At 67.0% G+C, this 22,994-nt stretch carries 22 protein-coding genes, 2 pseudogenes and 1 other annotated feature; of the genes and pseudogenes, 14 read left to right on the forward strand and 10 right to left on the reverse strand.

Annotated elements, in window-relative coordinates; genetic code table 11:
* Window positions 1-71 precede the first annotated feature (71 nt).
* From MCBMB27_RS18495 to MCBMB27_RS18510, 4 genes are all read right to left on the reverse strand, one after another.
* The gene (locus MCBMB27_RS18495) at window positions 72-1,109 is read right to left on the reverse strand and encodes a VWA domain-containing protein (RefSeq protein ID WP_170861886.1); all 1,038 of its coding nucleotides are present in this window, start codon (window positions 1,107-1,109) and stop codon (window positions 72-74) included.
* Window positions 1,106-1,579: a DUF4381 family protein gene (locus MCBMB27_RS18500; protein ID WP_075381016.1), complete on the reverse strand. Its 474-nt coding sequence runs from the start codon at window positions 1,577-1,579 to the stop codon at window positions 1,106-1,108. The genes MCBMB27_RS18495 and MCBMB27_RS18500 overlap by 4 nt, the downstream gene beginning before the upstream one ends.
* 24 nt (window positions 1,580-1,603) lie before the next feature.
* Complete coding sequence (locus MCBMB27_RS18505) at window positions 1,604-2,473, reverse strand: DUF58 domain-containing protein (RefSeq protein WP_043386180.1); 870 nt, start codon at window positions 2,471-2,473, stop codon at window positions 1,604-1,606.
* A 233-nt stretch (window positions 2,474-2,706) separates the two neighbouring features.
* On the reverse strand, window positions 2,707-3,708 hold the full coding sequence (locus tag MCBMB27_RS18510) for an AAA family ATPase (RefSeq protein WP_075381017.1): 1,002 nt from the start codon (window positions 3,706-3,708) through the stop codon (window positions 2,707-2,709).
* A 251-nt stretch (window positions 3,709-3,959) separates the two neighbouring features.
* Here MCBMB27_RS18510 and MCBMB27_RS18515 point away from each other — a divergent pair, with 251 nt between their 5' ends.
* The 3 genes from MCBMB27_RS18515 (at window position 3,960) to MCBMB27_RS29685 (ending at window position 7,126) form a co-directional block, all read left to right on the forward strand.
* On the forward strand, window positions 3,960-4,670 hold the full coding sequence (locus MCBMB27_RS18515) for an MgtC/SapB family protein (protein ID WP_043759600.1): 711 nt from the start codon (window positions 3,960-3,962) through the stop codon (window positions 4,668-4,670).
* A gap of 204 nt (window positions 4,671-4,874) precedes the next feature.
* Window positions 4,875-4,930, forward strand: a sequence feature (sul1 is cis-regulatory element that is thought to sense ions involved in sulfur or methionine metabolism; They are found in Alphaproteobacteria).
* 114 nt (window positions 4,931-5,044) lie between these two features.
* On the forward strand, window positions 5,045-6,526 hold the full coding sequence (locus MCBMB27_RS18520; protein ID WP_075381018.1) for a SulP family inorganic anion transporter: 1,482 nt from the start codon (window positions 5,045-5,047) through the stop codon (window positions 6,524-6,526).
* 441 nt (window positions 6,527-6,967) lie between these two features.
* Entirely contained in the window at window positions 6,968-7,126 is a 159-nt protein-coding gene (locus tag MCBMB27_RS29685) for a hypothetical protein (protein WP_158498469.1), read from the forward strand.
* A gap of 29 nt (window positions 7,127-7,155) precedes the next feature.
* On the opposite strand, the gene MCBMB27_RS18525 is transcribed toward MCBMB27_RS29685, so the two are convergent.
* Entirely contained in the window at window positions 7,156-8,535 is a 1,380-nt protein-coding gene (locus tag MCBMB27_RS18525; protein ID WP_075381019.1) for an HD-GYP domain-containing protein, read from the reverse strand.
* Between the two features lie 158 nt (window positions 8,536-8,693).
* On the opposite strand from MCBMB27_RS18525, the pseudogene MCBMB27_RS30600 reads away from it, so the two are divergent.
* A pseudogene (locus MCBMB27_RS30600) lies at window positions 8,694-9,056 on the forward strand (hypothetical protein); the annotation flags it as partial.
* A gap of 208 nt (window positions 9,057-9,264) precedes the next feature.
* Here the strand turns inward: MCBMB27_RS30600 and MCBMB27_RS29205 are convergent.
* Window positions 9,265-9,357 (reverse strand): annotated as a pseudogene (locus MCBMB27_RS29205) (IS6 family transposase); the annotation flags it as partial.
* A gap of 323 nt (window positions 9,358-9,680) precedes the next feature.
* Here MCBMB27_RS29205 and motA point away from each other — a divergent pair.
* From motA to MCBMB27_RS29690, 4 genes are all read left to right on the forward strand, one after another.
* A complete protein-coding gene (gene motA, locus MCBMB27_RS18530) occupies window positions 9,681-10,544 on the forward strand; it encodes a flagellar motor stator protein MotA (protein WP_043346294.1) in 864 nt (287 codons plus the stop codon).
* A 22-nt stretch (window positions 10,545-10,566) separates the two neighbouring features.
* Complete coding sequence (locus tag MCBMB27_RS18535; protein ID WP_043346296.1) at window positions 10,567-11,427, forward strand: flagellar motor protein MotB; 861 nt, start codon at window positions 10,567-10,569, stop codon at window positions 11,425-11,427.
* Window positions 11,428-12,109: 682 nt separating this feature from the next.
* Window positions 12,110-12,565 carry a carboxymuconolactone decarboxylase family protein gene (locus tag MCBMB27_RS18540; RefSeq protein WP_043755481.1) on the forward strand — a complete coding sequence of 152 codons (456 nt, stop codon included), beginning with the start codon at window positions 12,110-12,112 and terminating at the stop codon, window positions 12,563-12,565.
* A 345-nt stretch (window positions 12,566-12,910) separates the two neighbouring features.
* Window positions 12,911-13,489, forward strand: a complete 579-nt coding sequence (locus MCBMB27_RS29690; RefSeq protein WP_139231607.1) for a hypothetical protein — start codon at window positions 12,911-12,913, stop codon at window positions 13,487-13,489.
* A gap of 147 nt (window positions 13,490-13,636) precedes the next feature.
* Here the strand turns inward: MCBMB27_RS29690 and MCBMB27_RS18545 are convergent, their stop codons facing one another.
* Window positions 13,637-14,416 (reverse strand): hypothetical protein, encoded by a 780-nt coding sequence (locus MCBMB27_RS18545; RefSeq protein WP_139231606.1) that lies wholly within the window; start codon window positions 14,414-14,416, stop codon window positions 13,637-13,639.
* 288 nt (window positions 14,417-14,704) lie between these two features.
* Window positions 14,705-15,490, reverse strand: a complete 786-nt coding sequence (locus tag MCBMB27_RS18550; RefSeq protein WP_075381021.1) for an alpha/beta fold hydrolase — start codon at window positions 15,488-15,490, stop codon at window positions 14,705-14,707.
* A 123-nt stretch (window positions 15,491-15,613) separates the two neighbouring features.
* On the opposite strand from MCBMB27_RS18550, the gene MCBMB27_RS18555 reads away from it, so the two are divergent.
* From MCBMB27_RS18555 to MCBMB27_RS18560, 3 genes are all read left to right on the forward strand, one after another.
* On the forward strand, window positions 15,614-16,513 hold the full coding sequence (locus MCBMB27_RS18555) for a LysR family transcriptional regulator (protein ID WP_075382021.1): 900 nt from the start codon (window positions 15,614-15,616) through the stop codon (window positions 16,511-16,513).
* Window positions 16,514-17,036: 523 nt separating this feature from the next.
* A complete protein-coding gene (locus tag MCBMB27_RS29695) occupies window positions 17,037-17,195 on the forward strand; it encodes a hypothetical protein (protein ID WP_170861857.1) in 159 nt (52 codons plus the stop codon).
* Between the two features lie 444 nt (window positions 17,196-17,639).
* Window positions 17,640-18,842: an alginate lyase family protein gene (locus tag MCBMB27_RS18560; RefSeq protein WP_075381022.1), complete on the forward strand. Its 1,203-nt coding sequence runs from the start codon at window positions 17,640-17,642 to the stop codon at window positions 18,840-18,842.
* A 352-nt stretch (window positions 18,843-19,194) separates the two neighbouring features.
* On the opposite strand, the gene MCBMB27_RS18565 is transcribed toward MCBMB27_RS18560, so the two are convergent.
* Window positions 19,195-19,572, reverse strand: a complete 378-nt coding sequence (locus MCBMB27_RS18565; protein ID WP_075381023.1) for an ArsR/SmtB family transcription factor — start codon at window positions 19,570-19,572, stop codon at window positions 19,195-19,197.
* Between the two features lie 106 nt (window positions 19,573-19,678).
* On the opposite strand from MCBMB27_RS18565, the gene MCBMB27_RS18570 reads away from it, so the two are divergent.
* Both MCBMB27_RS18570 and MCBMB27_RS18575 read left to right on the forward strand, forming a co-directional pair.
* Window positions 19,679-20,425 (forward strand): glucose 1-dehydrogenase, encoded by a 747-nt coding sequence (locus MCBMB27_RS18570; RefSeq protein ID WP_075381024.1) that lies wholly within the window; start codon window positions 19,679-19,681, stop codon window positions 20,423-20,425.
* A gap of 279 nt (window positions 20,426-20,704) precedes the next feature.
* Entirely contained in the window at window positions 20,705-21,391 is a 687-nt protein-coding gene (locus tag MCBMB27_RS18575) for an SDR family oxidoreductase (RefSeq protein ID WP_043346306.1), read from the forward strand.
* 21 nt (window positions 21,392-21,412) lie between these two features.
* Here the strand turns inward: MCBMB27_RS18575 and MCBMB27_RS18580 are convergent, their stop codons facing one another.
* A complete protein-coding gene (locus MCBMB27_RS18580; RefSeq protein ID WP_236952744.1) occupies window positions 21,413-21,745 on the reverse strand; it encodes a hypothetical protein in 333 nt (110 codons plus the stop codon).
* 316 nt (window positions 21,746-22,061) lie between these two features.
* On the opposite strand from MCBMB27_RS18580, the gene MCBMB27_RS18585 reads away from it, so the two are divergent.
* Window positions 22,062-22,907: a C40 family peptidase gene (locus tag MCBMB27_RS18585; RefSeq protein WP_075381025.1), complete on the forward strand. Its 846-nt coding sequence runs from the start codon at window positions 22,062-22,064 to the stop codon at window positions 22,905-22,907.
* Window positions 22,908-22,994: the final 87 nt, after the last annotated feature.

Genomic DNA, 22,994 nt, shown 5'->3' on the forward strand with positions numbered 1-22,994 from the left:
CGAGGCCTCCGCTGCGCTCGGGCACCTCAGGATGAGGGCGTGTGCCGGACAGGCGGCGAACCGTGGACCCATCACGCCCCCCTCCGGCTGGCCAGCAGGGCGGCGGCGGCCAGCAGCGCCAGGGCGGCCGGCCAGGGCCAGAGGTCCCGGCGCAGGGGCAGGGGCGGAGCCAGGGCGCGGCCGCCCTCCAGCCGGTCGATGGCGTCGGCGACGCGGACCAGATCCTCGGTGGTGCGCACCCGGAACGCCTCGCCACCGCTCGCCTGCGCCATGTCGCGCAGGGTCTCGGTGTCGACCACGTCCTGCTCGCCATCGGCATCGGCCATGTCGCGGGGCCCCAGCGCGATGGTGTAGATCTTGATGCCCAGCGTCTTGGCGAGGTCCGCCACGTCCTTGGGGGCGGTCTGGCCGGCATTGTTGGCGCCGTCTGAGAGCAGGATCACGGCTTTCGCGGCCTTGGCGCCGGACTGCCTCCCGGAGGCGGCCTCGCCGTCCGCATCCCGCGGGTCCAGGCGGCGCAGGGCGAGGCCGAGGCCGTCGCCGATCCCGGTGGAGCGGCCGCTGATGCCGATCGTCGCCTCGTCGAGGGCGCGGGCGACCGCGGCGGTGTCGAAACTCAGGGCCGCCGCCACGTAGGCCTGGTCGGCGAAGATCACGAGGCCGATCCGGTCTCCGGCCCGGCGGCGGATGAAGTCGGTGCCGACGCGCTTGACCGCGGTGAGCCGGTTCACGGTCTCGCCGTCGAGGGCGAAGTCGCGCCGCTCCATCGAGCCCGACAGGTCCATGGCGATCATGATCTCGCGGCCCGAGGCCGGGAGCGCGGCCGCCGGCATGACGAGGCGCGGACCCGACAGGGCCGCCACCAGGGCGATCCAGAGCGTCCAGGTCAGCAGGGCCCGCCGCCGCCCCCGGGCCGCGAGGTCGGCGCCGGAGCGCGCCCCGCCCACCAGCGTGCCGGGCACGCGCAGGGCGCCGCTGCCGCCCTCGGGCTCGGCCGGGATCAGGCGGGCGGCCAGAAGGGGCAGGGGGAGGGCCAGGAGCGCCCAGGGCGCGGCGCAGTCGAAGGCCGACAGGAGGGCGCTGAGCCATGCGGGCAGGAACGCGCTCATGCCCGCAGCCGTCCGATCAGGCGGCCGAGTTCGGTGTCCAGGGCGTCGAGGTCGGGATCCTGCCGCCGGTACAGCCCGTCGGCGAGCACCCGGCCGGCGCCCCGGGTGAAGAAATCGGTCCTGAACAGCGCGTCCAGGCGGGCGGCCCAGTCGGCGCCCGTCGCCCGGGCCTCGGTCTCGCCGCCGAGGGTCCGGCCGAGACGGCGCAGGAGCCGGGCCTGGGCGACGAGGCGCGCCTCCGGATCGAGGTTCCGGCTCCGGGCGAGTTCGGCCAGCGCCGCCCGGCGGATGCCAACCCGCGCCCGGCCGCGCCCGTAGCGGACGAGCCCCACCAGCAGGGCGGCGAGGAAGCCCAGAGCCGCCGCGGCGACGACCTCGCCCTGCAGGGCGCCGGCGGCGCCGCCGGGCAGGTGCAGGCCCCGGAGCTGATCGAGGGACAGGGGAATCTCGGCGGGAGTGACGGGGTTCATCGGATCGGACCGCCGTGTCGGACCTCACAGCACCGCATCGAGGCGCTCCATGAGCGGCGCATAGGCCTCCGGGCCGGTCTCGACGTCGAGGCGCACGCCCGCGATGCCGCGCCGGGCATAGTCGGCGAGCCGGGCCTCGGCGGATTCGCCCGCCGGCCCGGCCGCCGTCGGCAGCGCGGTCCCGCGGCGGCCATCCGCGAGGGCGAAGGGGTAGTAGCCCGGCGGCCGGGCGCGCTCGAAGGCGTCGCTCACCAGGATCAGCCGGATGGCGATCCGCTCGGCGAGCAGCGTCAGGAGCTCGTCGAAGCCCGGGCCGGGATCGTCGAGGGCGCTGGCGATGACGAGGTGGCCGCCGGCCGGCAGCAGGCTGCGGGCGAGGGCGAGGGTCGCCTCGAGCGGCGGCTCCGCGTGGGCCCGCGAACCGGACTCGGTCCCGAGGGCGTCGGCATGGGCCTGGGCGAGGGCGCCGGTCACCGCGATCATGGCGCGCTCGCCGCCCGCCGGCCGCAGCACGGTCGGCGCGCCGGCCGAGGCCACCGCGAGGCCGACCCGGCCGCCATCGGCCGCGACCCGCCAGCCGAGCAGCGCCAGGGCCTCGGCGGCCGCCACCGAGCGCAGGGCCCGGCGGGTGCCGAACAGCATGGAGGGCCGGAAATCGGCGAGCAGCACCACGGCGCGGTCGCGCTCGTCGTGGTGGGTGCGGACATGCAGCTGCCCGGTGCGGGCCGTGGCGTTGCGGTCGATGAAGCGGCGGTCGTCGCCCTCGGACCAGAGGCGGACATCCTCCGGCTCGGAGCCGCGGCCGCGGCGCCGGGTGACGATGCCGCCGGGCAGCCCTGCCAGGGTCCGGGTGGCGGGCGCGGAACCCCGCCGGGCGAGGTGGCGCAGGCCCATCAGCGCCTCGCCCGAGAGGTGGATGCCCGCGGCGCTTCCCGTTCCTCCCCCCTTTGCGGGGGCCCCGGCCGTCAGGCCGGGTCGGGCGAGGGGAGCGACGCTTCCGGACGGGTCGCGACGGGCGCCATTTCCCGATCCGTCGCGCTGCCCCGCTCCCCCGCTGCCGCGCAGGGTCTCCTCCCCCGCAGAGGGGGGCGGGGAAGCACGTCCCGGAATCCGGAGCCCGAACACCGTCAGAGCGCCCGCACCCGCTGCACCAGTTCGCCGACGAGGCCGCGCGCCGTCTTGCCCTCGGCGGCCGCCCGCCAGGTCAGGCCGATGCGGTGGGACAGGGCGTCCCGGGCGAGGTCCGTGACGTCCTCGGGGATGACGTGGTCGCGGCCCCGCAGCCAGGCCCGGGCCTTGCCGGCCATCATCAGCGCCAGAGTGCCCCGCGGCGAGGCCGGGTGCTCGATCATGGCGCGCAGGTCCGGGGCCGCCGCATCCGTGCGGGTCGCCGCCACCAGCCGCACGAGATAGTCCTTGAGGGCCGGCGACACGTAGGTGGAGAGCGCCGCCTCCCGGGCCGCGCGCACATCCGCCAGCGACAACCGCATGGTCATGGCGTCGACGTGGTGGGTGATCTCGCCCTCCACGAGGTCGAGGATCGCCCGCTCCGTGGTCTCGTCGGGCATGTCGACCACGACGTGCAGCAGGAAGCGGTCGAGCTGCGCCTCCGGCAGCGGGAAGGTGCCGGCATGCTCGATCGGGTTCTGGGTCGCCACGACCATGAACGGATCGGACAGGCGGTGGGTGGTCCCTGAGACCGTCACCTGCCCCTCGGCCATGGATTCGAGGAGCGCCGACTGCACCTTCGGCGGCGCGCGGTTGACCTCGTCCACCAGCACGAGGGCGTGGAACAGGGGCCCCGGCAGGAACTCGAACGTGCCGCTGTCCTGGCGCCAGACGGTGGTGCCGGTGAGATCGGCCGGCATCAGGTCCGGGGTGCACTGGATGCGCGCGAAGGAGCCGTCGAGCCCGTCGGCGAGCCGCTTGACCGCGCGGGTCTTGGCCAGCCCCGGCGCGCCCTCGATCAGCAGGTGGCCGCCGGTGAGCAGCCCGATCAGCAGGCGCTCGACGAGGCCGGCGCTGCCGATCAGGCCGCGCTCCAGCCCCTCGCGGAGCGCCATGACGCGGCCGTGCAGGGCGTCGTCGGGAACGGTGTCGGGCCGACGCTCGGCGAGGACGCCGCTCATACGCGGACGCATCCTGTGCGGCAGGATCTTGCGCTGCGGGATCTTGCGCGGACCCCGTCCGCCGCTCGGGCCGTGTGCTGCATCCTGCACGTCTCCTCGACCGGGTCCCGAATTCTTAAGGGATCCTCAGGCTCTTGCCGGTGTGCCCGCTGCCCGGTGCGGCCGTCAATCCCGGTTCCGACGCCCTTTCGGATCCGGGCCGGGCCATGGTGTCACGGTTTCGTCACCTCCCCGCTTCCATGAGACCGCGGATGACCAGCTACGCCGCCTTCCCCGAAGAACTGAAATCCGCCATCGGCCTGCTCGTGGCCTTCGTGCTCGGCACGGTGATCGGGGCCGAACGCCAGTACCGGCAACGCACCGCGGGCCTGCGGACGGCGGTGCTGGTCGCGGTGGGAGCGAGCGCCTTCGTGGATCTCGGCATGCGGCTCACCGGCCCGGACGGGGGCGTCCGCACGGTGGCCTATGTGATCTCCGGCATCGGCTTCCTCGGCGCCGGCGTGATCATGAAGGAGGGCATGAACGTCCGCGGCCTCAACACGGCCGCGACCCTGTGGTGCTCGGCGGCCGTCGGGGCCTTCTGCGGTGCGGACCTGCCCCTGGAGGCCGTGTTCGTAATGGTGACGGTTCTAGCCTGCAACACCGCGCTCCGGCCGCTGGTGAATGCCATCAACCGCGCGCCGATTCGCGAATCCGCCACCGAGGCGACCTACGAGGTCCAGGTCACCACGGCGCCCGGCGAGGCCGGTCCGGCGCAGGATCTGCTGGTGGAGCGCCTGGAGGCGGCGAACTACCCGGTCGGCAGCGTCGAGGTGGAGGAGCGGGGCGAGACCGCGGTGGATGTGGTGGCGACCCTGACGGCCAGCGCCGTGAAGGCCGAGGAGCTCGATGCCGTCACGGCCGAACTGGCCCGCGCCCCGGGCATTCGTCACGCCACGTGGTCGGTCCAGACCGCCGACTGATCTGTTTTCGGCTCAAAGCTCGGTCCGTTCGACAGGAGCGGCGGCCGGTTCCGACCTTCCTCGGCCGTACAATGCGGGTTGAGTAGGCCCGGTAAGCAGACGTGCAAAAGCTGGTACGCCGAAGCCGGTCTTGCGGCGGGGACGCACTGGGTATCGTTCGGATGTTGCAACGCACCAGTCTGGTGATGTACGAGGGGCCATACGACAGGACCCGGTGAAAGCCCGGGTGGCTCTTCCGGCCGCCGATCCGCCGGACCACGCAATCGACGGCGACCGTGTCGCGGACCTCCAAGGAGGCCGACCTGCCGTATTGCGCCTCCCGCACGGGTTCGCGGACGTCGCGCGTGCGGGACGACGAAAGTCTCCCACCCATCATGAATCTCGTACACCTCCGGAGCGAATGGGCTCCGAACGTCACGCGTGAACTGCTGGCCGGCGCGGTGGTCGCCCTGGCCCTGATCCCCGAGGCCATCGCCTTCTCGATCATCGCCGGTGTCGATCCCAAGGTCGGCCTCTACGCCTCCTTCTGTATCGCCGTGGTCACCGCATTCGCCGGCGGCCGCCCGGCGATGATCTCCGCCGCCACCGGCGCCATGGCGCTCCTCATGGTCGGCCTCGTGAAGGACCACGGCGTCGGCTACCTGTTCGCCGCCACCATCCTCACCGGGCTCCTGCAGATCGTCGCCGGGGCCCTGCGCCTGGGCAACCTGATGCGGTTCGTCTCGCGGTCGGTGGTCACCGGTTTCGTCAACGCCTTGGCGATCCTGATCTTCCTGGCGCAGATGCCCGAGCTCCTCGGCCAAGGCACCACGGTCTACGTCATGACCGCCGTTGGCCTCGGCATCATCTACGGGCTGCCGTACCTGACCAAGGCCGTGCCATCACCGCTGGTGACCATCGTCCTGCTCACCGCCGTCTCGATGTACCTCGGCCTCGGCATCCACAGGGTCGGCGACATGGGGGCGCTCCCGAGCGAGCTGCCGTGGGTGGCCCTGCCACAGGTGCCGTTCACCCTCGACACGCTGTGGATCATCCTTCCGGTCTCACTGACCTTGACCATGGTCGGTTTGCTGGAGAGCTTGATGACCGCGGCCATCGTCGACGAGATGACCGACACGACTTCGAACAAGAACCGTGAATGCGCCGGCCAGGGCGTCGCCAACATCGCTTCCGGGTTCCTCGGCGGCATGGCCGGCTGCGCCATGATCGGGCAATCGGTCATCAACGTCTCCTCCGGCGGCCGCGGGCGCCTCTCGACCCTATTCTCCGGTGTGTTCCTGCTGTTCCTCATCGTGATGCTCGGGCCTTACGTGGCGCAGATCCCGATGGCGTCGCTCGTGGCCGTGATGATCATGGTCTCCATCAACACCTTCCAGTGGAAATCCCTGCGCACGCTGGTCACCCATCCGAAGGCGTCGAGCGTGGTCATGCTCGGCACTGTCGCTGTGGTGGTCGCCACTCACGACCTCGCCAAGGGCGTGCTGTTCGGCGTGGTCTTGAGTGGGTTGTTCTTCGCCCACAAGGTCACGAAGTTCTTCGCCGTCCGGTCTTCCCGTGGCGAGGGCGAGGTGCGGACCTACCGGATAACCGGGCAGATTTTCTTCGCCACGGCGGAAGCCTTCCACGCCGCCTTCGACTTCCGCGAGGAAGGGCTGACGGGCGTGGTGATCGACCTGCAGGCGGCACACTTCTGGGACATCTCGGCTATCAACGCTCTTGACCGGGTCGTCCTGAAGCTCCGCCACCATGGCATCACGGTCGACGTCGTCGGCATGAACGAGGCGACGGCAACCATGGTCGAGCGTATCGGCACTCACGATAAGCCCGGGGCGACGTTCGCCGTCGGCGGTCACTGATCCAACGGCAGGCCATCCTCGAATCGCGCTGGTGGTGCCGAGGATGGCCGATTCCCGGTAAACCCACTCAGAAGCAGTCAGGCTGCTTGCCATCCCCAGCGGTCATTTAGGGGCGACTGTCGACGGGACTGGAACTGGCCGAAAGCGGCCGGTCCGCTTCGGCGCAGGCCCGCCGGAAAGCGGATGGCCTCCTATCGACCCGACGTCGCCCGTGAGGCCGGATCGTGCCATCCCCGAAAGCGGACGAAGGCGCCCTCCTTCCGGCGGGGCCAGCGTGATGAGGATAGCTACAACCAGAAAGTAAAACGAGGTTGTATTAAATACAACGGACGTTCCTATCAGAATGTATCGATGCGTCGTGCTCTCTGGGCTCGCAAAGCGGGCGACATCCGGATGGCAGCCGCCCGCCCTCACGCCTCTCTCCGCCAGGAATCTCGGACCATGATCACCCGCGCCCTCGACGCACTGTGCCTCAGTGCCCTGGGTTCGACGGCCTTGGGATGGGCGGTGCGCACGGTCGTCATCGTGGCATCCCGGACTGTCGCGCCCCGCAGCGAGGCTGCCGGCGGCCGGCCCGGCCCGATGGCGCCGGCCCGGTAGGCAAGAGGATCGGTGAGCGGCGATGCGGCTCAGGCCGCCCGGGCGAGATCCCCTTCGATCGCGGCGAGCGCCCGCTCCAGCGCCGCGAAGCAGGCCGGATCGAACGCTGTGCCGACATCCGCCCGCATGATGCCGAGCGCCTTCTCAAGCGGCATGGCGGCCCGGTAGGGTCGGTCGGCGGTCAGCGCGTCGAACACGTCGGCGACCGAGACGATCCGGATCTCGGGTACGATCGCATCGCCCTTCAGCCCCCGTGGATAGCCCTTGCCGTCCAGCCGCTCGTGATGGCCGCCGCCGATACAGGCCATCTCGTGAAACACCGCCACGCGGGCCAGGATGGTCTCCGACAGGGCGGCATGATTGCGCATGTCCTGCCACTCGGCATCGTCCAGCTTGCCGTTCTTGTCGAGGATCGCGTTCGAGACCCCGAGTTTGCCAATGTCGTGCAGGAGCGCGGCCCGCTTGAGCCAGCGGCGGCGTTCCGCAGTAAAGCCGAGTTCGGCCGCGATCATATCGGCGTAGACCGCGACCCGCTCGGAGTGGCCGGAGGTGAAGGGGCTCTTGGCATCGATGATCTGGGCGAACGCGCGGGCGATGTCGTCGAGGTAGTCCTCGTCCACCGCGATCGGGCTGACCGGTGCCAGGGCGAACACCGCCGCCTCGACCTCATCCGAACCCAGAATCTCCCAGAAGCCGGGTTCGGCCGCGACCGCTTCGAAGCAGGCGACGACCTGCGGGTCGAACCATGTGCCAGAGCGCGCCCGCACCTCGGCGATCGCGGCCGAAGGGCCAGCTGCGGCGTGGAAGACGTCGACCACCTGCGCGAGCAGCGCCACACGGGCGTAGAGCGGGATCGCAGCGCCCGTGAGGCGGTCCGGCCGGCCGCTGCCATTCCAGTGCTCGTCCAGCGCGTGGATGGCGTCGCAGACGCTCGTCGAAAAGCGGAGCTGCCGGGCGATCGCGGCACCGCGCTGGCAGCGGGTCTGTATGAGCTCGTCGGCGATCGCTCCGCCGTTCTGCAAGATGTTGAGCACCGCGCGGAACCGTTCGGCCAAGCCTGCCTTCAGGCCCGTGTGAGCGAAGACAAATCCCAGCACCTTCGGCAAGCTGTCGCTCACCGTCTTGAAGTCACGTTTGAAGCTGAGGTCGTCGGATAGATAGAGCTCGCAGATTCGCGCGGCGTTGCTTGAGCAGCCGAGATCCTTCAGCATGATCGTATGGTAGAGTTCCCATAGCTGAAGGTCGGGCAGGCCCATCGCGCGGCCGATGTGGAAGCCGATCCATGTCGCACGAATGCAATGCCCTACGGGCTGGCCTTCCGTCAGATCCAGGGCATGGCTCAAGGCACCCAGGATTTCCGACAGGTGTACGGTCTGTGTCTCTGCGTCACCGCTCGCCACGATTCGCATTGGTATAGCCCAAACTCGTGCCTTATAGGCCGAATGACTATCTCCCAAAAATAATGAAACCGTTCATCGACGGTCGTTCCCGTGCGTTCTCATCTCAGCCGGGGACCGCCGCAAAACCACCCTGAGCGTTGGGGTGGACATCCCCCGACGGCAGCGCTGTGCCAAAGCGGCGGTGTTGCGACACCCCTGCAGGCGGCCTCCCAGGTGGGGTGAGCACCGGCGGGATCGATCCGGTCGAGTCGGTTTTCCAGGGTCACCGCTCGGATGCGAGTGGCACAGCCGTGTGTCGCACGATGCTGCGGCGTGATCCGGGACTGGCGTTCGTCGCGACACCTCCCCGATGCATGGGCGCGATGGAGATCTGCGCTGGTGCTCGTCACTGGGCATGCGGGATAGACTTGGCCGGTCACGACACGCGGCTCATCCCTCCGGCATGCGTGAAGCCGTTCGCGAAGCGGCAGAAGAGCGCCATGGCCGACGCGGAGGCGATCTGCGGCGCGGCGCCCGACGCTGCGGTTCGCACGGGGATCCCGACAAAGCTGGGGCGAGGTCGGCCGGCATGCTGTCGCGCCAGCCGCGCATGCGGGTCACCGTCGCCCTGGCGGACATGATGGCGCGGATCGTCTGGGCGTTGATGGCCCACGGGGCGCCTGCGGAACTCCGGCCACGGCGTAACCGCCATGCCGCGAGGCGGGAGGGATGCGGGGACGGTCGTCCATCGCCCCGCCGTCACGCCTTGTTCGCCGCGGGAAGTCCGAAGCAGCGGGCCAGCATCGGGTGCCGCTCGCGCACGGTCCATGCACCGGCAAAGCCGAAGCCCTTCACCGGCAAAGCCGAAGCCCTTGCGCAGCCCCAGCATGCCGTCCGAGCCGCAGATCATGCGCGGGCTCTGGGGATGGGGTGGCGGGGATGGAGCGGCAGGCTCGGCGGCTAGGCCCAACGACCCGTGAACCCGCGCGTTCGCGTGTGCGACACGCCCGCACCCGTCACGCCGGGTCAAACCCGCTCGACCCCACGCTGGGACCGACCGTCCCATAATCCTCCGGCCGCCGCTCTAAACGCAGCATTAACCTTGTTCAGTGATTTGCTGGATCCTTCAAAGCTTCGCGGGGTCCGTACCTGCCGCCGCGCAAGGATGGCAAATCATGCGGCTGATCGTCGGCACACTGATCGTCTTCGTCTGCGTGTTCGGCAGCTACGCGGCGATGGGTGCCCACTTGGCAGTCCTCTGGCAGCCGTTCGAGTTTGTCATCATCCTCGGTGCAGCCATCGGTGCCTTCGTCATCGGCAACACCGGGCCGGTGCTCAAGGCCGTGCCCGCCATGCTGGGCACCCTGATGAAGGGCCCCAAATACACGCAGAACTCCTATGTCGAACTACTGGGGATGCAGTATTCACTGTTCAAACTCGCGAAGCAGAAGGGTTCGATGGCGCTCGAGCCGCACATTGAAAACCCGGGCGAGTCGACGCTGTTCAACGCCTTTCCGACCTTTGCAGCGAATCATCACGCGGTCGAGTTTGTCTGCGACTACATGCGCATGGTGTCGCTGGGTGCCAACAACGTCCATGAGATCGACGCTCTCATGGATCAGGAACTGGAGACGCACCACCAGGAGCAGGAGCGGGTCGTGTCTGCCATGCAGGCGCTCGCCGACGGAACACCGGCGCTCGGCATCGTCGCCGCCGTGCTCGGCGTGATCAAGACGATGGGGGCGATCAAGGAGCCGCCGGAGGTGCTGGGGCATCTGATCGGCGGCGCGCTCGTCGGCACCTTCTTTGGCGTCTTCGTCGCCTACGGCTTCTTCGGGCCCATGGCGCAGTCGCTCAAGAGCCTCTTCGAGGCCGAATCCAAATACTACCTTTCCCTCAAGGCGGGTCTGCTCGCCCACATCGGCGGCCAGCCGCCGGTCATGGCGATAGAATTTGCCCGCAAGTCTCTGATGAGCGACGTCCGCCCGACCTTCAGCGAAGTGGAAGCGGCAACCGCCGCTCTGCCCGCCCAGATCTGACCCGCTATCCGGCAGGGATTCGATGACCACGATCATCATCAAGAAGGTCAAGAAGGCCGCACACGCCCATCACGGCGGGGCCTGGAAGATCGCCTATGCGGACTTCGTGACCGCCATGATGGCGTTCTTTCTGCTGATGTGGCTGATCAGCATGACGACGCAGGAGCAGAAGATCGGTTTGGCGGAATACTTCTCGCCGGCGGCCTTGAGCCCTGCAACCAGTGGCGCGGGCGGGATCCTGTACGGCACCGCCCTGGACACGTCAGGCAACAAGCCGTCCACGCCCCGCGACGCGGAGCGGGGTTCTGCCGAGCGGGAGGACAGAGTGCGCCCGACCAGTCCGGGCCGCACCAGCGATCTCGATGCCAGCCGCCCGGCCGCCAGCACGGAGGTGAACTACAGCGCCATAGCCAGCCTCCGGCAGGCGCTCCAGACGATGCCCGACATCGCCGAGCTGTCGAAGAACATCGTGATCGAGCAGACCAAGGAGGGCGTGAACGTGTCCCTCGTGGACCAGGACGGCCGCGCCATGTTCCGCGAAGGCTCTGTCGACCCCTACGAGCGCACCCGTCGCGTGCTGGAGGCGCTCGCGCCCGCCCTGCGCCGGCTGCCCAACAGCCTGTCGATAACCGGCCACACGGCCGCCGCACGCCCGGGCTCGGCGCGGACCGCCGAACCCTGGAATCTCACCGCCGGGCGCGCGCTCGCCGTGCGCGAGATCCTGTCGGGTGCCGGGGTTCCCAACGACCACTTCTCGTCCGTGGTGGGACGCGCCGACACCGAGCCGGTTTTCCCCGACAATCCCTACATCGCGCCGAACCGACGGGTGACGATCACTCTGCTCAATGCGAGCCCGCCGGTGCCCCCGAACCTGCTTCGTTGACGACGAGGCCCGCGCCGCCTCGGACGACAACGGCGAATCGCCGTCGAGGCCGCCCATCGGATCATCGTGGCGCATCACGCGCTTTGCGCAGGACCACAGGCTACGCCGTCGCTTCTGGCGCGCGTGCGGAGACGGAGCGGGCGGCCTACGAACAGGCCCGGCGTGTCTGCGCCGCGCGCCTTGCGTCAGCGCCCTCAGCGGAGCCACAGGATCCACCCCCAGGGGAGGGGGTCGGCCTGTCGGGATGGCTTTCGAGGCGCGGGAACGAATGGAGGTCGCGGTCCGGCCACGGGCCTCAAGCCGCACGGGGCGAGAGACCGTCGAGAAATCAACCCCAGAGACCTGAGCGGCGTCCGCTTCCCCCACCTCGATTCCCGAAAGCGGACCGGCGGCAAATCACCCAACCCAGCCGTTCAGAGGCGCTCGTCGATGGGACTGGAACTGGCCGATAGCTGCCAGTCCGCTTCGGAGAAAGTCGTTCGGAAAAGCGGCCATCCTGCTTACGACCCAATCCGGTCGGCGAATGCCTCGGAAAGACTGCTTCGAAGCGGACGTCCGAGCGTGAACGAGCCACGTGTCCGCCTGTCGAGCAGGAATGTGGCGTGGCATGTCACATCTTTGCGGGCCAGCTCGTCGTAGCTTCGAACGTCGATCTCCGGCGTTCCGAGCACTGGGATCCGTCATGAGTCAGAACAAGCGGCTGGTCTGGACTGAGGTGGCACCGCAGGGCGCAAGGGCGCTCTTCGGCATCCACCACTACATCACTACGGGCACCGACCTACCCCACGAACTGATCCACCTCGTCTTCTTGCGCGTGTCGCAGATCAATGGCTGCGCGCATTGCATCGACCTACATTCCCGTGATCTCCTCAAGACGATGCCGTTCGAGAAGGTCGCCCTGGTTCCAGTCTGGGCCGAGGTGCCCCACTTGTTCTCCGACCAATACCGAGCTGCGCTCGCGTGGGCGGAGGAAGTCACACTGGTTAGCGAGACGCACGCTTCCGACGAAGCCTATGCGGCCGCGAGCGCGGCTTTCACGGCAAAGGATCTCGTGGATCTCACGATCGCCATCGCGGCGATGAACGCATTCAATCGGCTCGGAGCGCCCTTCCGGCTTCCAGTCGTCGCGAAAGCCTGAGCCCCTTCCGAGCACGACCATGGCTGGGGCGACGGCAGCTTCCCGGGCTGCCAATCGATGAGCAGACCGGAAGCTTTCCACCCATCTGAGACGTGCAGGCAGACGCTTCGTGGTGGCAGATGCTGGCCGATAGCGGCTCGTCTGCTTCGGAGACGGAGTGCCGGAAAAACGGACGAGCTCCTATCGACCCAAGTTGGGCATACAAGCAGCCCTCGGTGTTCTCCGAAAGCCGCCATTAATTGCTACGCGCCCACTCTGGTTTACGGTCGGCGGTGGAGGTCTTATGCCGAGAGGCTGTGGGTGCTGAGATCGTTCGTCAGATCACTTTCGCTCGTTGGACGCGTCTTGTTCACCGGGGTGCTGTTCCTCGCCGCCTTCCTCTACGTTTTGGCACACACGGAATTAGATGAATTTTACCCAGGATCGCCAGTCGAGGCGGGCACTATACCCGTTGTAGCCTCTGAGACACGGAACTTTGATGGCGAACGCTTTGCCGCCAGTCGAACGCTTAAGCTCAGGACATTCCCCAGCAAGCCTATAATTTTTGGGTTTACGGAATTTATTAAAGAGCGACTTATAGAAGACGGTGTCAGGATCGTCTCACAGCGTGAAATTAGCGATCAGATCATTATTGTCGAAAAAAAGATTATGCAAAGTGGCCTTGGCAGTCCTCGACCAAACTTTCGCGTAAATCGTTCGATTGACCTTATGTATTGCCACGATCCGGTCGCAGATAATGTCGTTACTGGAGAAAAATGGCATCATATCAAATTCGAGTTTTATTTGAATGGCGATTGTGATCTAGCGCCACTTTTTGAGGAAATTTGGCGAACTATCCGAGAAACGAAGCCAGTTACTTTGACTACGACATGGGCATTTCGTCCAAATCGGATCATGATACTACAATGCAAAACGCGAGCGTGAGTTCAAGTTATAGGCAAGCCGAGAGTAATTTTCATCAAGCAGACGGTGCGGCAACGTCCGCTCTAAGGCTTTATCGCTCAAAAGCGGATGGGCTGAAAACCACCCCGAGCGGCTCTTGCAGATTGCGATCGCTCGCGAAGACGGCTGTCAAGCATAGGCGCCCGACCGGATTGCATGCAGCCCGATCGGGAACTCCGCCGGCACCGGTAGGCCGAGCGGCGACATGCGCCCATGCACTAGGCAGAGCATCGCGAGCGGCACGTCAAGGATGATCGGCATCGAGCCGTCGTAAGTGTCCCTGACGAGACAGAGGTGGTAACGCCGGTCACTCGGCTCCCCATGGGGATTGTCGATCAGGTCGGCGGTGGCCGCAGCCTCGAGCGCATCCTCTACGACCGCCCAAGAGAACAACGGATCAGCCGCAGCGATGGCCGCGGCGTTGAGCCGTGCCAGATCGGAAACGAAGCTGAACATGAGATCCGCACCCGCGCGGTCGCTCGCAAACCAGCGGGCGCGCGGCGGACCGACCTCGCCATCGCCCAGTACGGGGTCGAAGGGGCGGTGCGGGACCCAGCCGGCAAGCCACGCATCGATCCGTCGACCCTCCGCCAGCGCCGCTTCGTCGCCCTTCAGCACGGCCGCTCCGTCAAGCCCTTCTCGGGCGAGCCAAGAGACGAGGACGGCGATCCGGTTGGGGTTGCGGGCGAGAAACTGGGCTAGGTTCTCGGCGCGTTGCTCCGGCATCAGTCCCCTGGGATCACCGCGATGGAGCGGCGTGTCGGGCGGGTAGTCGCCAAGCCGAGCCGAGAGAAGGGCATAGGGTTCGCCGGGCGCATCCCCAGCTGTCATATTGGAATGCGCCGCGACGCCAGGGCCACGCTGTTCGGACGACCTACGGTTGCTGAGCCAATCGAAGATGCCGGGCATAGCTCCGATCTTACAACAGGCGCCCGACGAGACCACCAACCACCGCGCCGAAATCTGCGCTGCTGAATGCCCAGAAGCAGGTCCCTTGGGAGCTGGCACGGCGTCGGAAGCGGGCACGGCAGCGACGTCCGCTTTGATGCTTCTCCGTCCAAAAGCGGACCGTCGCAAAACCACCCCGAGCGGTGAGTCAGATTGCGACCCGACTCGGTCATCCATAGCGGGGGAGTCCGACCTCAAGACCGGACATCCGCCAGATGTCGCCTCAAGCATTGGAGCCACAGATCAGTCTCATCTGACATGATCGATCATGCGCTCACAACTCGACGCGATCCCCCCGGGCGCTTCGAGCGGAACGAGGTGGCCGATGCCGGGGATGGTCGTGATCGTCGCCTCCGACAGGTGCTCGGCAAGGATCGGCTTCAAAATGGCCGCCCGTTCGACTTGGTCGTGTTCCGCCAGGACGATCTCGACGGGCACCTCCAGCCCGGTCAGGGCCGCAGTGACGTCCACCGTCACGCCACGATCGGGCCAGTACCGCTTGGCCTCGGCGTCGCCGCTCAGCGTGTCTCGGATGATCTGCTCCCGAAGCGTGTCGTCGAGCGCCGAACCGCCCAGGACTTGAAGAGCCTTCAGCACGCCGTCCCGCGACTGGTAGGAAGCCAGCATGCCAGCCCTGACCGCTGGCGGAATTTGCATCGGGGTCGGCGGTGCCGGCGCGACCAGCACCAGGCCAGCCAGACCGATAGGCCGGCGGCCGGCTAGCAGTTGGGCTACCTTGCCGCCCATGGAATGGCCGACCACGATATAACACGCGATCCCAAGCGCCGCGACCGCATCGACGACATCGTCGGACAGCGCATCCAGATCAAAGCGGCCGTCAAAGGCGCGTGAGCCACCCCATCCGCGCTGGTTGATGACGACCTTCCGGACGGCGATGGGCAACTGCGAGACGACCGCGTCCCATGTGCGGGCCGAGCCGCCCCAATAATGCAGGAAGACGAGCGCCGGCTCGGTCCGTCCGGAATCGTCGATGAGGAGGTCCGCGCCTCGCGTGCGGATCGTTCGTGTCGCCATTGCTCCGCTCCATGCTCGATCACGAAGCGGAGGGTATTCGCTCAAGGTCCGCCCTATAATCCCGCCGGAACAGGGCACACTCCGAAGCGGCATTTCGCAATGGCACTGGATAGGCTCGTAGGGATGATGGTGCTTCGGCGCGCCATCGAGCTTGGCAGCATTGCAGCAGCGGGACGCGCGACAGGTCTCTCGGCGGAGATGGCCGGACAGCATCTCAAAGCGCTGGAGACGCGCCTCGCCGTCCGTTTGCTCAGCCGCACCACGCGCCGCCTTGCGCCGACGGATGCCGGACGGGCCTATTACGAACGCTGCGTCGCCGCGCTGGAAGAGATCGCGCTGGCCGAGGCCGAAGCGGGCGCGAGGCAAGCAGAGCCGAGTGGCCGGCTTCGCCTGACCGCACCTCTGGGGTTTGGAAACGCCCTTCTCGCGCCGGCGATTGCAGCGTTTCTCGCCCGGCATCCGCGCGTAGACGTCGAGATCGACCTGTCCGAGAACAAGACCGATCTGCTCGCCGGGAATTATGACCTTGCCATTCGGCTCGGCGAACTCGCCCCTTCGAGCCTCGTGTCACGCCGGCTCGCCAGTTTTCCTCTGATCCTCGCTGCTTCACCCGCCTATCTTGCCGCGTCCGGCATGCCCCAGCATCCCCGGGACCTCGCGCAGCACGAGGCGTTGATCTATGCGCAGACGGACGCGCCGATGACGTGGTGCTTCCGGTCTCGGGAAGGGCAGCGGGCGAACGCCGCGCTCCGCGGGCGCATCGTTGCGTCCGACGTCGAGTTCCTCGTCCGCCTTGCGCTGCTCGGCCGGGGCTTGCTGCTCGCGCCGAGTTTCCTGCTCGACGATCACCTGAAGACTGGAAGCTTGGTGGAAGTGATGCCGGGTTGGCATGAGCGCTCACTCCCGCTTCATCTCCTATGGCCGCATCGCGCATTGATCCCAGTGCCCACACGCGCCTTCATCGATTTCCTGGTTGGCTGGGCGGTATCAGAACTGAAAGGTTCTCGCGCATCACCCTCATGACAGTCGCCGGAAGCCTTTCAAAGCCCGCGCTTGGCCAAGATAACTGAGCCGACATCTGAGAGCACAGATCGGACGTCCGCTGTGGTCGCTCCCACACCGAGAGCGGACCGTCGCAAAACCACCCCAAGCAGCCATTCCGCTGGCGACCCAACTCGGTCGTTTGGAGCACCCTGGGCGCGCTCCAGAAGCAGTCATTCGCTGAGTGCCGCATGTGATTGGCTCAGCATGTGGCATGCCCATCGACCTTCATCACGTTTTTGTTCATGCCAGAGATGTGATGAAGCTGAGTAAGGCTGATTTTCGGCCTCCCGCACTTCGCAATGGGCTGTTCAGGGTGGCAAAACTGAACAATTACTGACCGCCCTGTTCACAAGGTATGCCCCGTTTGCCGCGCACCGTCCCCTGACGTCCTGCCGCCTTGGCCGGCCGGATAGGAGAGAGAACATGGCGTTTCGCATACTCACCGCGGCCGCCGCCGCAGGCTTTGCCCTCACGTTCACGGCGGGTTCGCCCGCCTTCGCGCATGGCCGTAGCCATGGCGGACATCACGGCGGCGCTCATCACCACGGCGGTCAACATGGCGGCGGACATCACGGTGGATGGCACCCGCATGGTGGACATCCCCATCACGCCGGAGGCAGCTCGCATGGGCACGGGGGATGGCGCGGCCGAACGGTCGTAATCAACCGGCCCTATCCCGTGTGGGGTGGATCCCGCACCGTGGTGGTCGATCGCCCCTACCCGGTCTACGGCCACCAGTATCCGATCTACCGCGCGGCCGTGCCAGCAAGTTATGGCCCGGGCTGCCGCATCTCTCGAAGCGTAGGCATCACTCCCTGGGGCTGGCATAAAATCGTGACGACGAAGACCTGCTTGGTCCCATGATAGGTCTTTTCACGGCCCATCACCGATTGCGTTGGATCAACCGTCAATGATGCGGCCATCGTCGGACAATACGCAATACACGCTACCTCTCTACTGAGGGATCGAAGAATTGCAGCGGACGAATTGTCGGCGAAAGCGTCAAAACGTATGAAGCCCTCCGATGGGCAATTCAGAGAAAAATTGACTTATGCCAGACGTACCGCACGACGCGGCGATCTAAGATGCTCAAGGAACCAAGGTGATGCTTACAAAAATATCGATCCGGCCTCCTACCGGGTGGTTTTCATCTGTCGCGCTGCTTGGTGCAATTACGCTATCGAGCTCAGTGACTGCGCATGCGCAGGCGATGCGCCACCCCGGCGCATTCGACTCAGCCTCACAGTTTGCCGGTATCGCTCAAGCCGTTCGACAGAACCGGCAGCCATGGGCGGCCTCGTTCGCGCGTCTGCGGACAAACTCTCACGACAGTCCCGGTTACCAGCCGCGTCCTGTAGAGGTACTGGTGCGCGGGACCGCCCCCAATCATCCCGCCGAGAACTACGCTACCCTATTCAACGACGCCGCCGCTGCCTATGCACTCGCGCTGGACTGGAGAATAACCGGCGACACACAGCGTGCGGCAAGGGCGGCTGCAATCCTCAACGCTTGGGCCGGCACACTGAAGGTCGTCACCGGGACATCGGATAAATATCTCGCCTCTGGTATCTACGGTTACCAACTCGCCGTCGCGGCTGAGACACTGCGCGACTTTCCTGGCTGGCAGCCCCGCGACCGTGAAGAATTTGCGCGCATGCTGCTCACGGTCTTCGCCCCAATGAACGACGATTTCCTCGCACACCATAATGGCGCGGCGATCGATCACTACTGGGCCAACTGGGATCTGGCAAACGTCGCTTCCTTGATGGCGATCGGCGTCTTCACGAACCGCCGTGATCTCTACGAGAATGGACGCGAATACTACCTGCATGGTCCAGGCAATGGCGCGATCCAGCACGCGGCATGGAAGACCTATCCCGGTGGCTTTGCGCAGTGGCAAGAGAGCGGGCGTGATCAGGGTCACTCGCTTCTCGGCATTGGCTTGGCGGGTACCATCTGCGAGATTGCGTGGCAGCAAGGCGACGATTTGTTCGGGGCCTACGACAACAGGTTGCTCGCAGCCGCCCGATATGTGGCTCGATACAACCTGGGCGGCGATGTCCCCTACACGCCCTACACGAACAGCGATGTTGCGCAGCCGGTCATCTCGAACAATGGCAGAGGTGAGATTCGCCCAATTTGGTCACTGCTCGTCGCACACTATGTGCAACTCAAGCATCTCGCTGCACCAGAGCTTGTTCAAGCTGCCGCTCAGGCCGGCCCGGATGGGGGAGGTGGCGACTATGGCCCCAATAGCGGCGGGTTCGACCAGCTCGGTTACGGCACCTTGACCTTCACAATGCCATAGACGTTCCGTGTAGAATTAAGCCCCTTCTGATTGATGGAGATTATACGATTTGGCCGCTCTGAATGCTTGCGATTTTTCAGGGCGGGCGTCTAGGTTGATCAGTCAGCGCAGCTGCGCAAGGTAAGCCAATGCCATCCATGAGGGCTGAAGCGTCCGCTTTGACGGTCTTTTGCTCAAATGCAGACTGTCGTAAAACCACCCAACCCAGTCGTTCAGTGGTGCCAGCCAAGTCGGCCGGAAGTGGCCGAAAGCTGCCGGTCCGCTTCGGAGAGGGGCCGCCGCAAAACCGGACGGCCTCCTATCGACCCAAGTCGGTCGCCGTCGATGGATTGGAGTATTCTCGGAAGCAGATCTAGGTCGCGTCTTTATCGAGTGTGGTTGTCTCCGCAGCACGCAAGTCGTGGCGCTGGTCTGAAGCGTAGGCATTGATGATCCCTGCCAGCAGACCGGGAAAGCGTGCCTCCACCTCGATCCAGCGGGAATGGTTGCGCACTTCGACGCCGTGACGTTCGCTGCGGATCAAACCGGCCTCGCGTAGAACCTTGAAGTGGTTGGACAGCGAGGATTTCGGGATGACCCGGTCCCCAACTGCCGAGACTGCCGAGCAGGCCTCGACACAGCCCGCCTGCATGATCTTGGCGAAGATAGCCGCGCGGCTCGGATCGGCGAGCGCGTGCAGGATCGCCTCCGGACGCACGTCCTCGATAGCGGGGTGAAACAGGGGTCTCATATTTCGTCCATATGGGGTCTTGAACGACGCTCCATTAGTTCCGAAGTTCCGAACTATGGGTCTAAGGCTGCCATTCCGGAGCCGGTCCCTGTCGGAGATAGCACACATGTCGAAGCTTGAGGGCAAGGTCGCCGTCGTGACCGGAGCATCCAAAGGCATCGGTGCGGGGATCGCCAAGGCGTTGGCCCAGGATGGCGCCGCTGTGGTGGTGAACTACGCGTCCAGCAGGGCCGGGGCTGACGCCGTCGTGGCGGCCATAACCTCGGCCGGCGGCAGGGCCATCGCGGTCCAGGGCGACGTGTCCAAAGCGTCCGAGGCGCAGGGTGTGATCGAGGCGGCGGTGCGGGAGTTCGGGCGGCTCGACGTGCTGGTCAACAACTCCGGCATCTACGAGTTCGCGGCGATCGAAGAGGTCACAGAGGAACACTATCGCCGCCAGTTCGACGTCAACGTGCTCGGCATTCTGCTGTCGACCCGGGCGGCCGTGAAGCATCTCGGCGAAGGCGCGAGCATCGTGAACATCTCTTCGGCGATCACGCACGTGCATACGCCGGCGGCGGCGGTCTACGCGGGCACGAAGGGCGCGGTGAACGCGATCTCGGGCGTCCTCGCCGATGAGTTGGCCCCGCGCAAGATACGCGTGAACGTGGTCAGCCCCGGCTACGTGGTGACCGAAGGGACGCACACGGCCGGCATCTCCGGCTCGGAGATGGAAGCCGGGATGGTCGCACAGACACCTCTCGGCCGCGCCGGCCACCCCGATGACATCGCGGGCGTCGTGACGTTCCTCGCGTCCGATGATGCGCGCTGGCTTACCGGCGAGAACATCACCGCCAGCGGCGGTATTCGCTGAAACACAACGACTAGACCTGCGCGCACGGGCCAGACAGGGGCTGAGCGCAGGAGCGCAACGCAGGACGAGCGTTGTCGAACTACGTCAACCCTTCGATAGCATCTGCTTTGCTGTCTCTCGCACCGGAAGCAGACCTGCGGCTTTCCACCCGACCCGGACATTCGTCCGGTCACGCGGATCACGTGCGAACCCCGGGCTCGGCCCGTTCGAGACCGAACCCCGGTCACGCAACCTCCGCGGCCGATCGAACCTTATCCGGCCGAGACCCGGAGACCGACCATGACCCAATCGCAGAAGCACGCGCTGATCGTCGGGGCCTCGCGGGGCCTGGGGCTCGGCCTCGTCGAGACATTCCTGGCCCGCGGCTGGCGCGTCACCGCCACCCAGCGCAGGCCGTCCCCCGCCCTCGCCGGCCTCGGCTCGGAGGCCCTGCGCGTCGAGACCGCCGACATCGACGACGATCCCGGCGTCACCGCCCTGCACGACCGGCTGGCCTCCGAGCGCTTCGACCTGATCTTCGTGGTGGCCGGTGTCGCCACCCTGGCGCACGACCCGGCGCACGCGGTGCCCCGGGATGTCGCCGCGCAGGTCTACCTCACCAACGCGATCAGTCCGATCCGCTTCGCCGAGGCCTTCCTGGATCGCCTCGTCCCTGGCGGCAGCATCGCGCTGATGAGTTCGATCCTCGGCAGCGTCGGCCTGAACGAGACCGGTGGCTGGGAGACCTACCGGGCCAGCAAGGCGGCGCTGAACACCCTGGCGCGCAGCTTCGAGATCCGGCACCGGGCGGAGAACGTCTCCGTGCTGATCCTGCATCCGGGCTGGGTGCGCACCGAGATGGGCGGGGCGGAGGCCGACATCGACGTGGCGACCAGCGTCACAGGCCTCGCCGACGTGATCGGGGCGCAGCTCGGCCGGCCGGGCGCCCACTACCTCGACTACCGGGGCGAGACGCTGGCGTGGTGACGCGATTGTCCTGACGGCCGCTCAGCGGCGCGGGTCGAGGGGTCGGCTGCGCCGCTCGATCACCACGGTCGGGCGGGTGCGGCGCTCGACCACCACGGTGCGGGGTGCCCGGCTCGGGCTCGCATGGGTCAGGATCCGCTCGGGGACGCGCTCCGGCTTGGCCTTCTTGGCCGCCAGGACGTGCGGGCGGACCTCGTCGGCCGGCAGGCCCATCAGGCCGGCGGCGATCTCGACCTGCTGCTCGACATCGTCGGCGAGGTCCTGCGCGGCGGCGACCGCCTCGTTCACCGTCGGCGGCTCGCGGCGGACGCGGATCGGCGGCAGGTCGGCGAAGCTCTTCTGTGTCTTCTTCACGGGGCGACTCGCGGTCTTCATAACCCTGAACATAGCGCCTTCCGCGCGGGTTGTGCAGTGCATCAAAAACGTGTGATGGGCGCCTTGGGCACATGTCTCGCGGATCCGGAACGGAGATGTGACGCGCCCCGGGGCATCCGACGCCTCATCGGCCGGGCATCCGAGCAATCCGGCGGCGGAATCCGGGCCGTCCAGGCCCCCGTACCGCTCGGCGCGGCATAGTGGCGCAGAGGAGCGTCCGGAAGCGTTGCTCCGGCGCGACCGCGCTGACCCGCCCATCAGCCCGGCAGGGTCGGATTCATGGTAGGATCTGCGCATGAGCGAACCCCTCGATCCCCGGCTGACTCCGGCCCGGCCGCATGTCGCCGATTTCCGCCTGCGGGACCGCGTCACGGCGGCGCGCTACGTCGCCGGTACGCCGCTGCGCGTGACCGCGCCGTCCGCGCCGCTGCGCCGCGAGCCCGATCCCGGCGCGGGGCTCGACACCGAGGCGCTCCTCGGCGACGCGGTCGATCTCTACGAAGCGGCCGAGGGCTTCGCCTTCGTGCAGCTCGCCCGCGACGGCTATGTCGGCTACCTGCCCGCCGACAGCCTGGGCCCGGCCGATCCGGAGCCGACGCACCGCGTCACGGCCCTGCGCACCTTCCTGTATCCCGAACCGGACCTGAAACGGCCGGTCCTCGGGCATCTCAGCCTCGGCGCCCGCCTCGTGGCGACCGGTGAGTCGGGCGCGTATCTGGAGACCCGGGGCGGCTATGTGTTCGCCCGGCATTGCGCCTCCGTGGAGAGCCGCGAACCGGATTACGTGGCCACGGCCATGCGGCTGGCCGGGACCCCCTATCTCTGGGGTGGGCGCACCAGTCTCGGGCTCGACTGCTCCGGTCTGGTGCAGCTCTGCCTGGACATGGCGGGGCTGCCCTGCCCCCGCGACGCCGACATGCAGGAGAGGGCCCTCGGGCAGGCATTGCCCCTCGACCTCGCGCACCTGCGCCGGGGCGATCTCGTGTTCTGGCGCGGCCATGTCGGGCTGATGCGCGATCCCGAGACGCTGATCCACGCCAACGGCCACCACATGGCGGTGGCGGCGGAGCCGCTGGCGGAGGCGGTCGCCCGCATCGAGGCGCACAGCTTCGGCGCCGTGACGGGCATCCGGCGGCTTTAGCCGGCTGTGCCGGCGCCCTGCGCATAGACGAGACGGGTGTCGCTCACGAAAACCGTCTGTCCCCCACCGCGGACGGCGCAGCGGCCC

The organism is Methylobacterium phyllosphaerae (assembly GCF_001936175.1).
GTDB classification, from domain to species: Bacteria; Pseudomonadota; Alphaproteobacteria; order Rhizobiales; family Beijerinckiaceae; genus Methylobacterium; species Methylobacterium fujisawaense.

Bases quoted from the DNA above. Each gene is read 5' to 3' on its own strand.
- MCBMB27_RS18495 (WP_170861886.1), bottom strand. From the start codon at position 1,109: ATGAGCGCGTTCCTGCCCGCATGGCTCAGCGCCCTCCTGTCGGCCTTC.
- MCBMB27_RS18500 (WP_075381016.1), bottom strand. From the start codon at position 1,579: ATGAACCCCGTCACTCCCGCCGAGATTCCCCTGTCCCTCGATCAGCTC.
- MCBMB27_RS18505 (WP_043386180.1), bottom strand. From the start codon at position 2,473: ATGGGCCTGCGCCACCTCGCCCGGCGGGGTTCCGCGCCCGCCACCCGG.
- MCBMB27_RS18510 (WP_075381017.1), bottom strand. From the start codon at position 3,708: ATGAGCGGCGTCCTCGCCGAGCGTCGGCCCGACACCGTTCCCGACGAC.
- MCBMB27_RS18515 (WP_043759600.1), top strand. From the start codon at position 3,960: ATGACCAGCTACGCCGCCTTCCCCGAAGAACTGAAATCCGCCATCGGC.
- MCBMB27_RS18520 (WP_075381018.1), top strand. From the start codon at position 5,045: ATGAATCTCGTACACCTCCGGAGCGAATGGGCTCCGAACGTCACGCGT.
- MCBMB27_RS29685 (WP_158498469.1), top strand. From the start codon at position 6,968: ATGATCACCCGCGCCCTCGACGCACTGTGCCTCAGTGCCCTGGGTTCG.
- MCBMB27_RS18525 (WP_075381019.1), bottom strand. From the start codon at position 8,535: ATGCGAATCGTGGCGAGCGGTGACGCAGAGACACAGACCGTACACCTG.
- motA (WP_043346294.1), top strand. From the start codon at position 9,681: ATGCGGCTGATCGTCGGCACACTGATCGTCTTCGTCTGCGTGTTCGGC.
- MCBMB27_RS18535 (WP_043346296.1), top strand. From the start codon at position 10,567: ATGACCACGATCATCATCAAGAAGGTCAAGAAGGCCGCACACGCCCAT.
- MCBMB27_RS18540 (WP_043755481.1), top strand. From the start codon at position 12,110: ATGAGTCAGAACAAGCGGCTGGTCTGGACTGAGGTGGCACCGCAGGGC.
- MCBMB27_RS18545 (WP_139231606.1), bottom strand. From the start codon at position 14,416: ATGCCCGGCATCTTCGATTGGCTCAGCAACCGTAGGTCGTCCGAACAG.
- MCBMB27_RS18550 (WP_075381021.1), bottom strand. From the start codon at position 15,490: ATGGCGACACGAACGATCCGCACGCGAGGCGCGGACCTCCTCATCGAC.
- MCBMB27_RS18555 (WP_075382021.1), top strand. From the start codon at position 15,614: ATGATGGTGCTTCGGCGCGCCATCGAGCTTGGCAGCATTGCAGCAGCG.
- MCBMB27_RS29695 (WP_170861857.1), top strand. From the start codon at position 17,037: ATGGCCGTAGCCATGGCGGACATCACGGCGGCGCTCATCACCACGGCG.
- MCBMB27_RS18560 (WP_075381022.1), top strand. From the start codon at position 17,640: ATGCTTACAAAAATATCGATCCGGCCTCCTACCGGGTGGTTTTCATCT.
- MCBMB27_RS18565 (WP_075381023.1), bottom strand. From the start codon at position 19,572: ATGAGACCCCTGTTTCACCCCGCTATCGAGGACGTGCGTCCGGAGGCG.
- MCBMB27_RS18570 (WP_075381024.1), top strand. From the start codon at position 19,679: ATGTCGAAGCTTGAGGGCAAGGTCGCCGTCGTGACCGGAGCATCCAAA.
- MCBMB27_RS18575 (WP_043346306.1), top strand. From the start codon at position 20,705: ATGACCCAATCGCAGAAGCACGCGCTGATCGTCGGGGCCTCGCGGGGC.
- MCBMB27_RS18585 (WP_075381025.1), top strand. From the start codon at position 22,062: ATGAGCGAACCCCTCGATCCCCGGCTGACTCCGGCCCGGCCGCATGTC.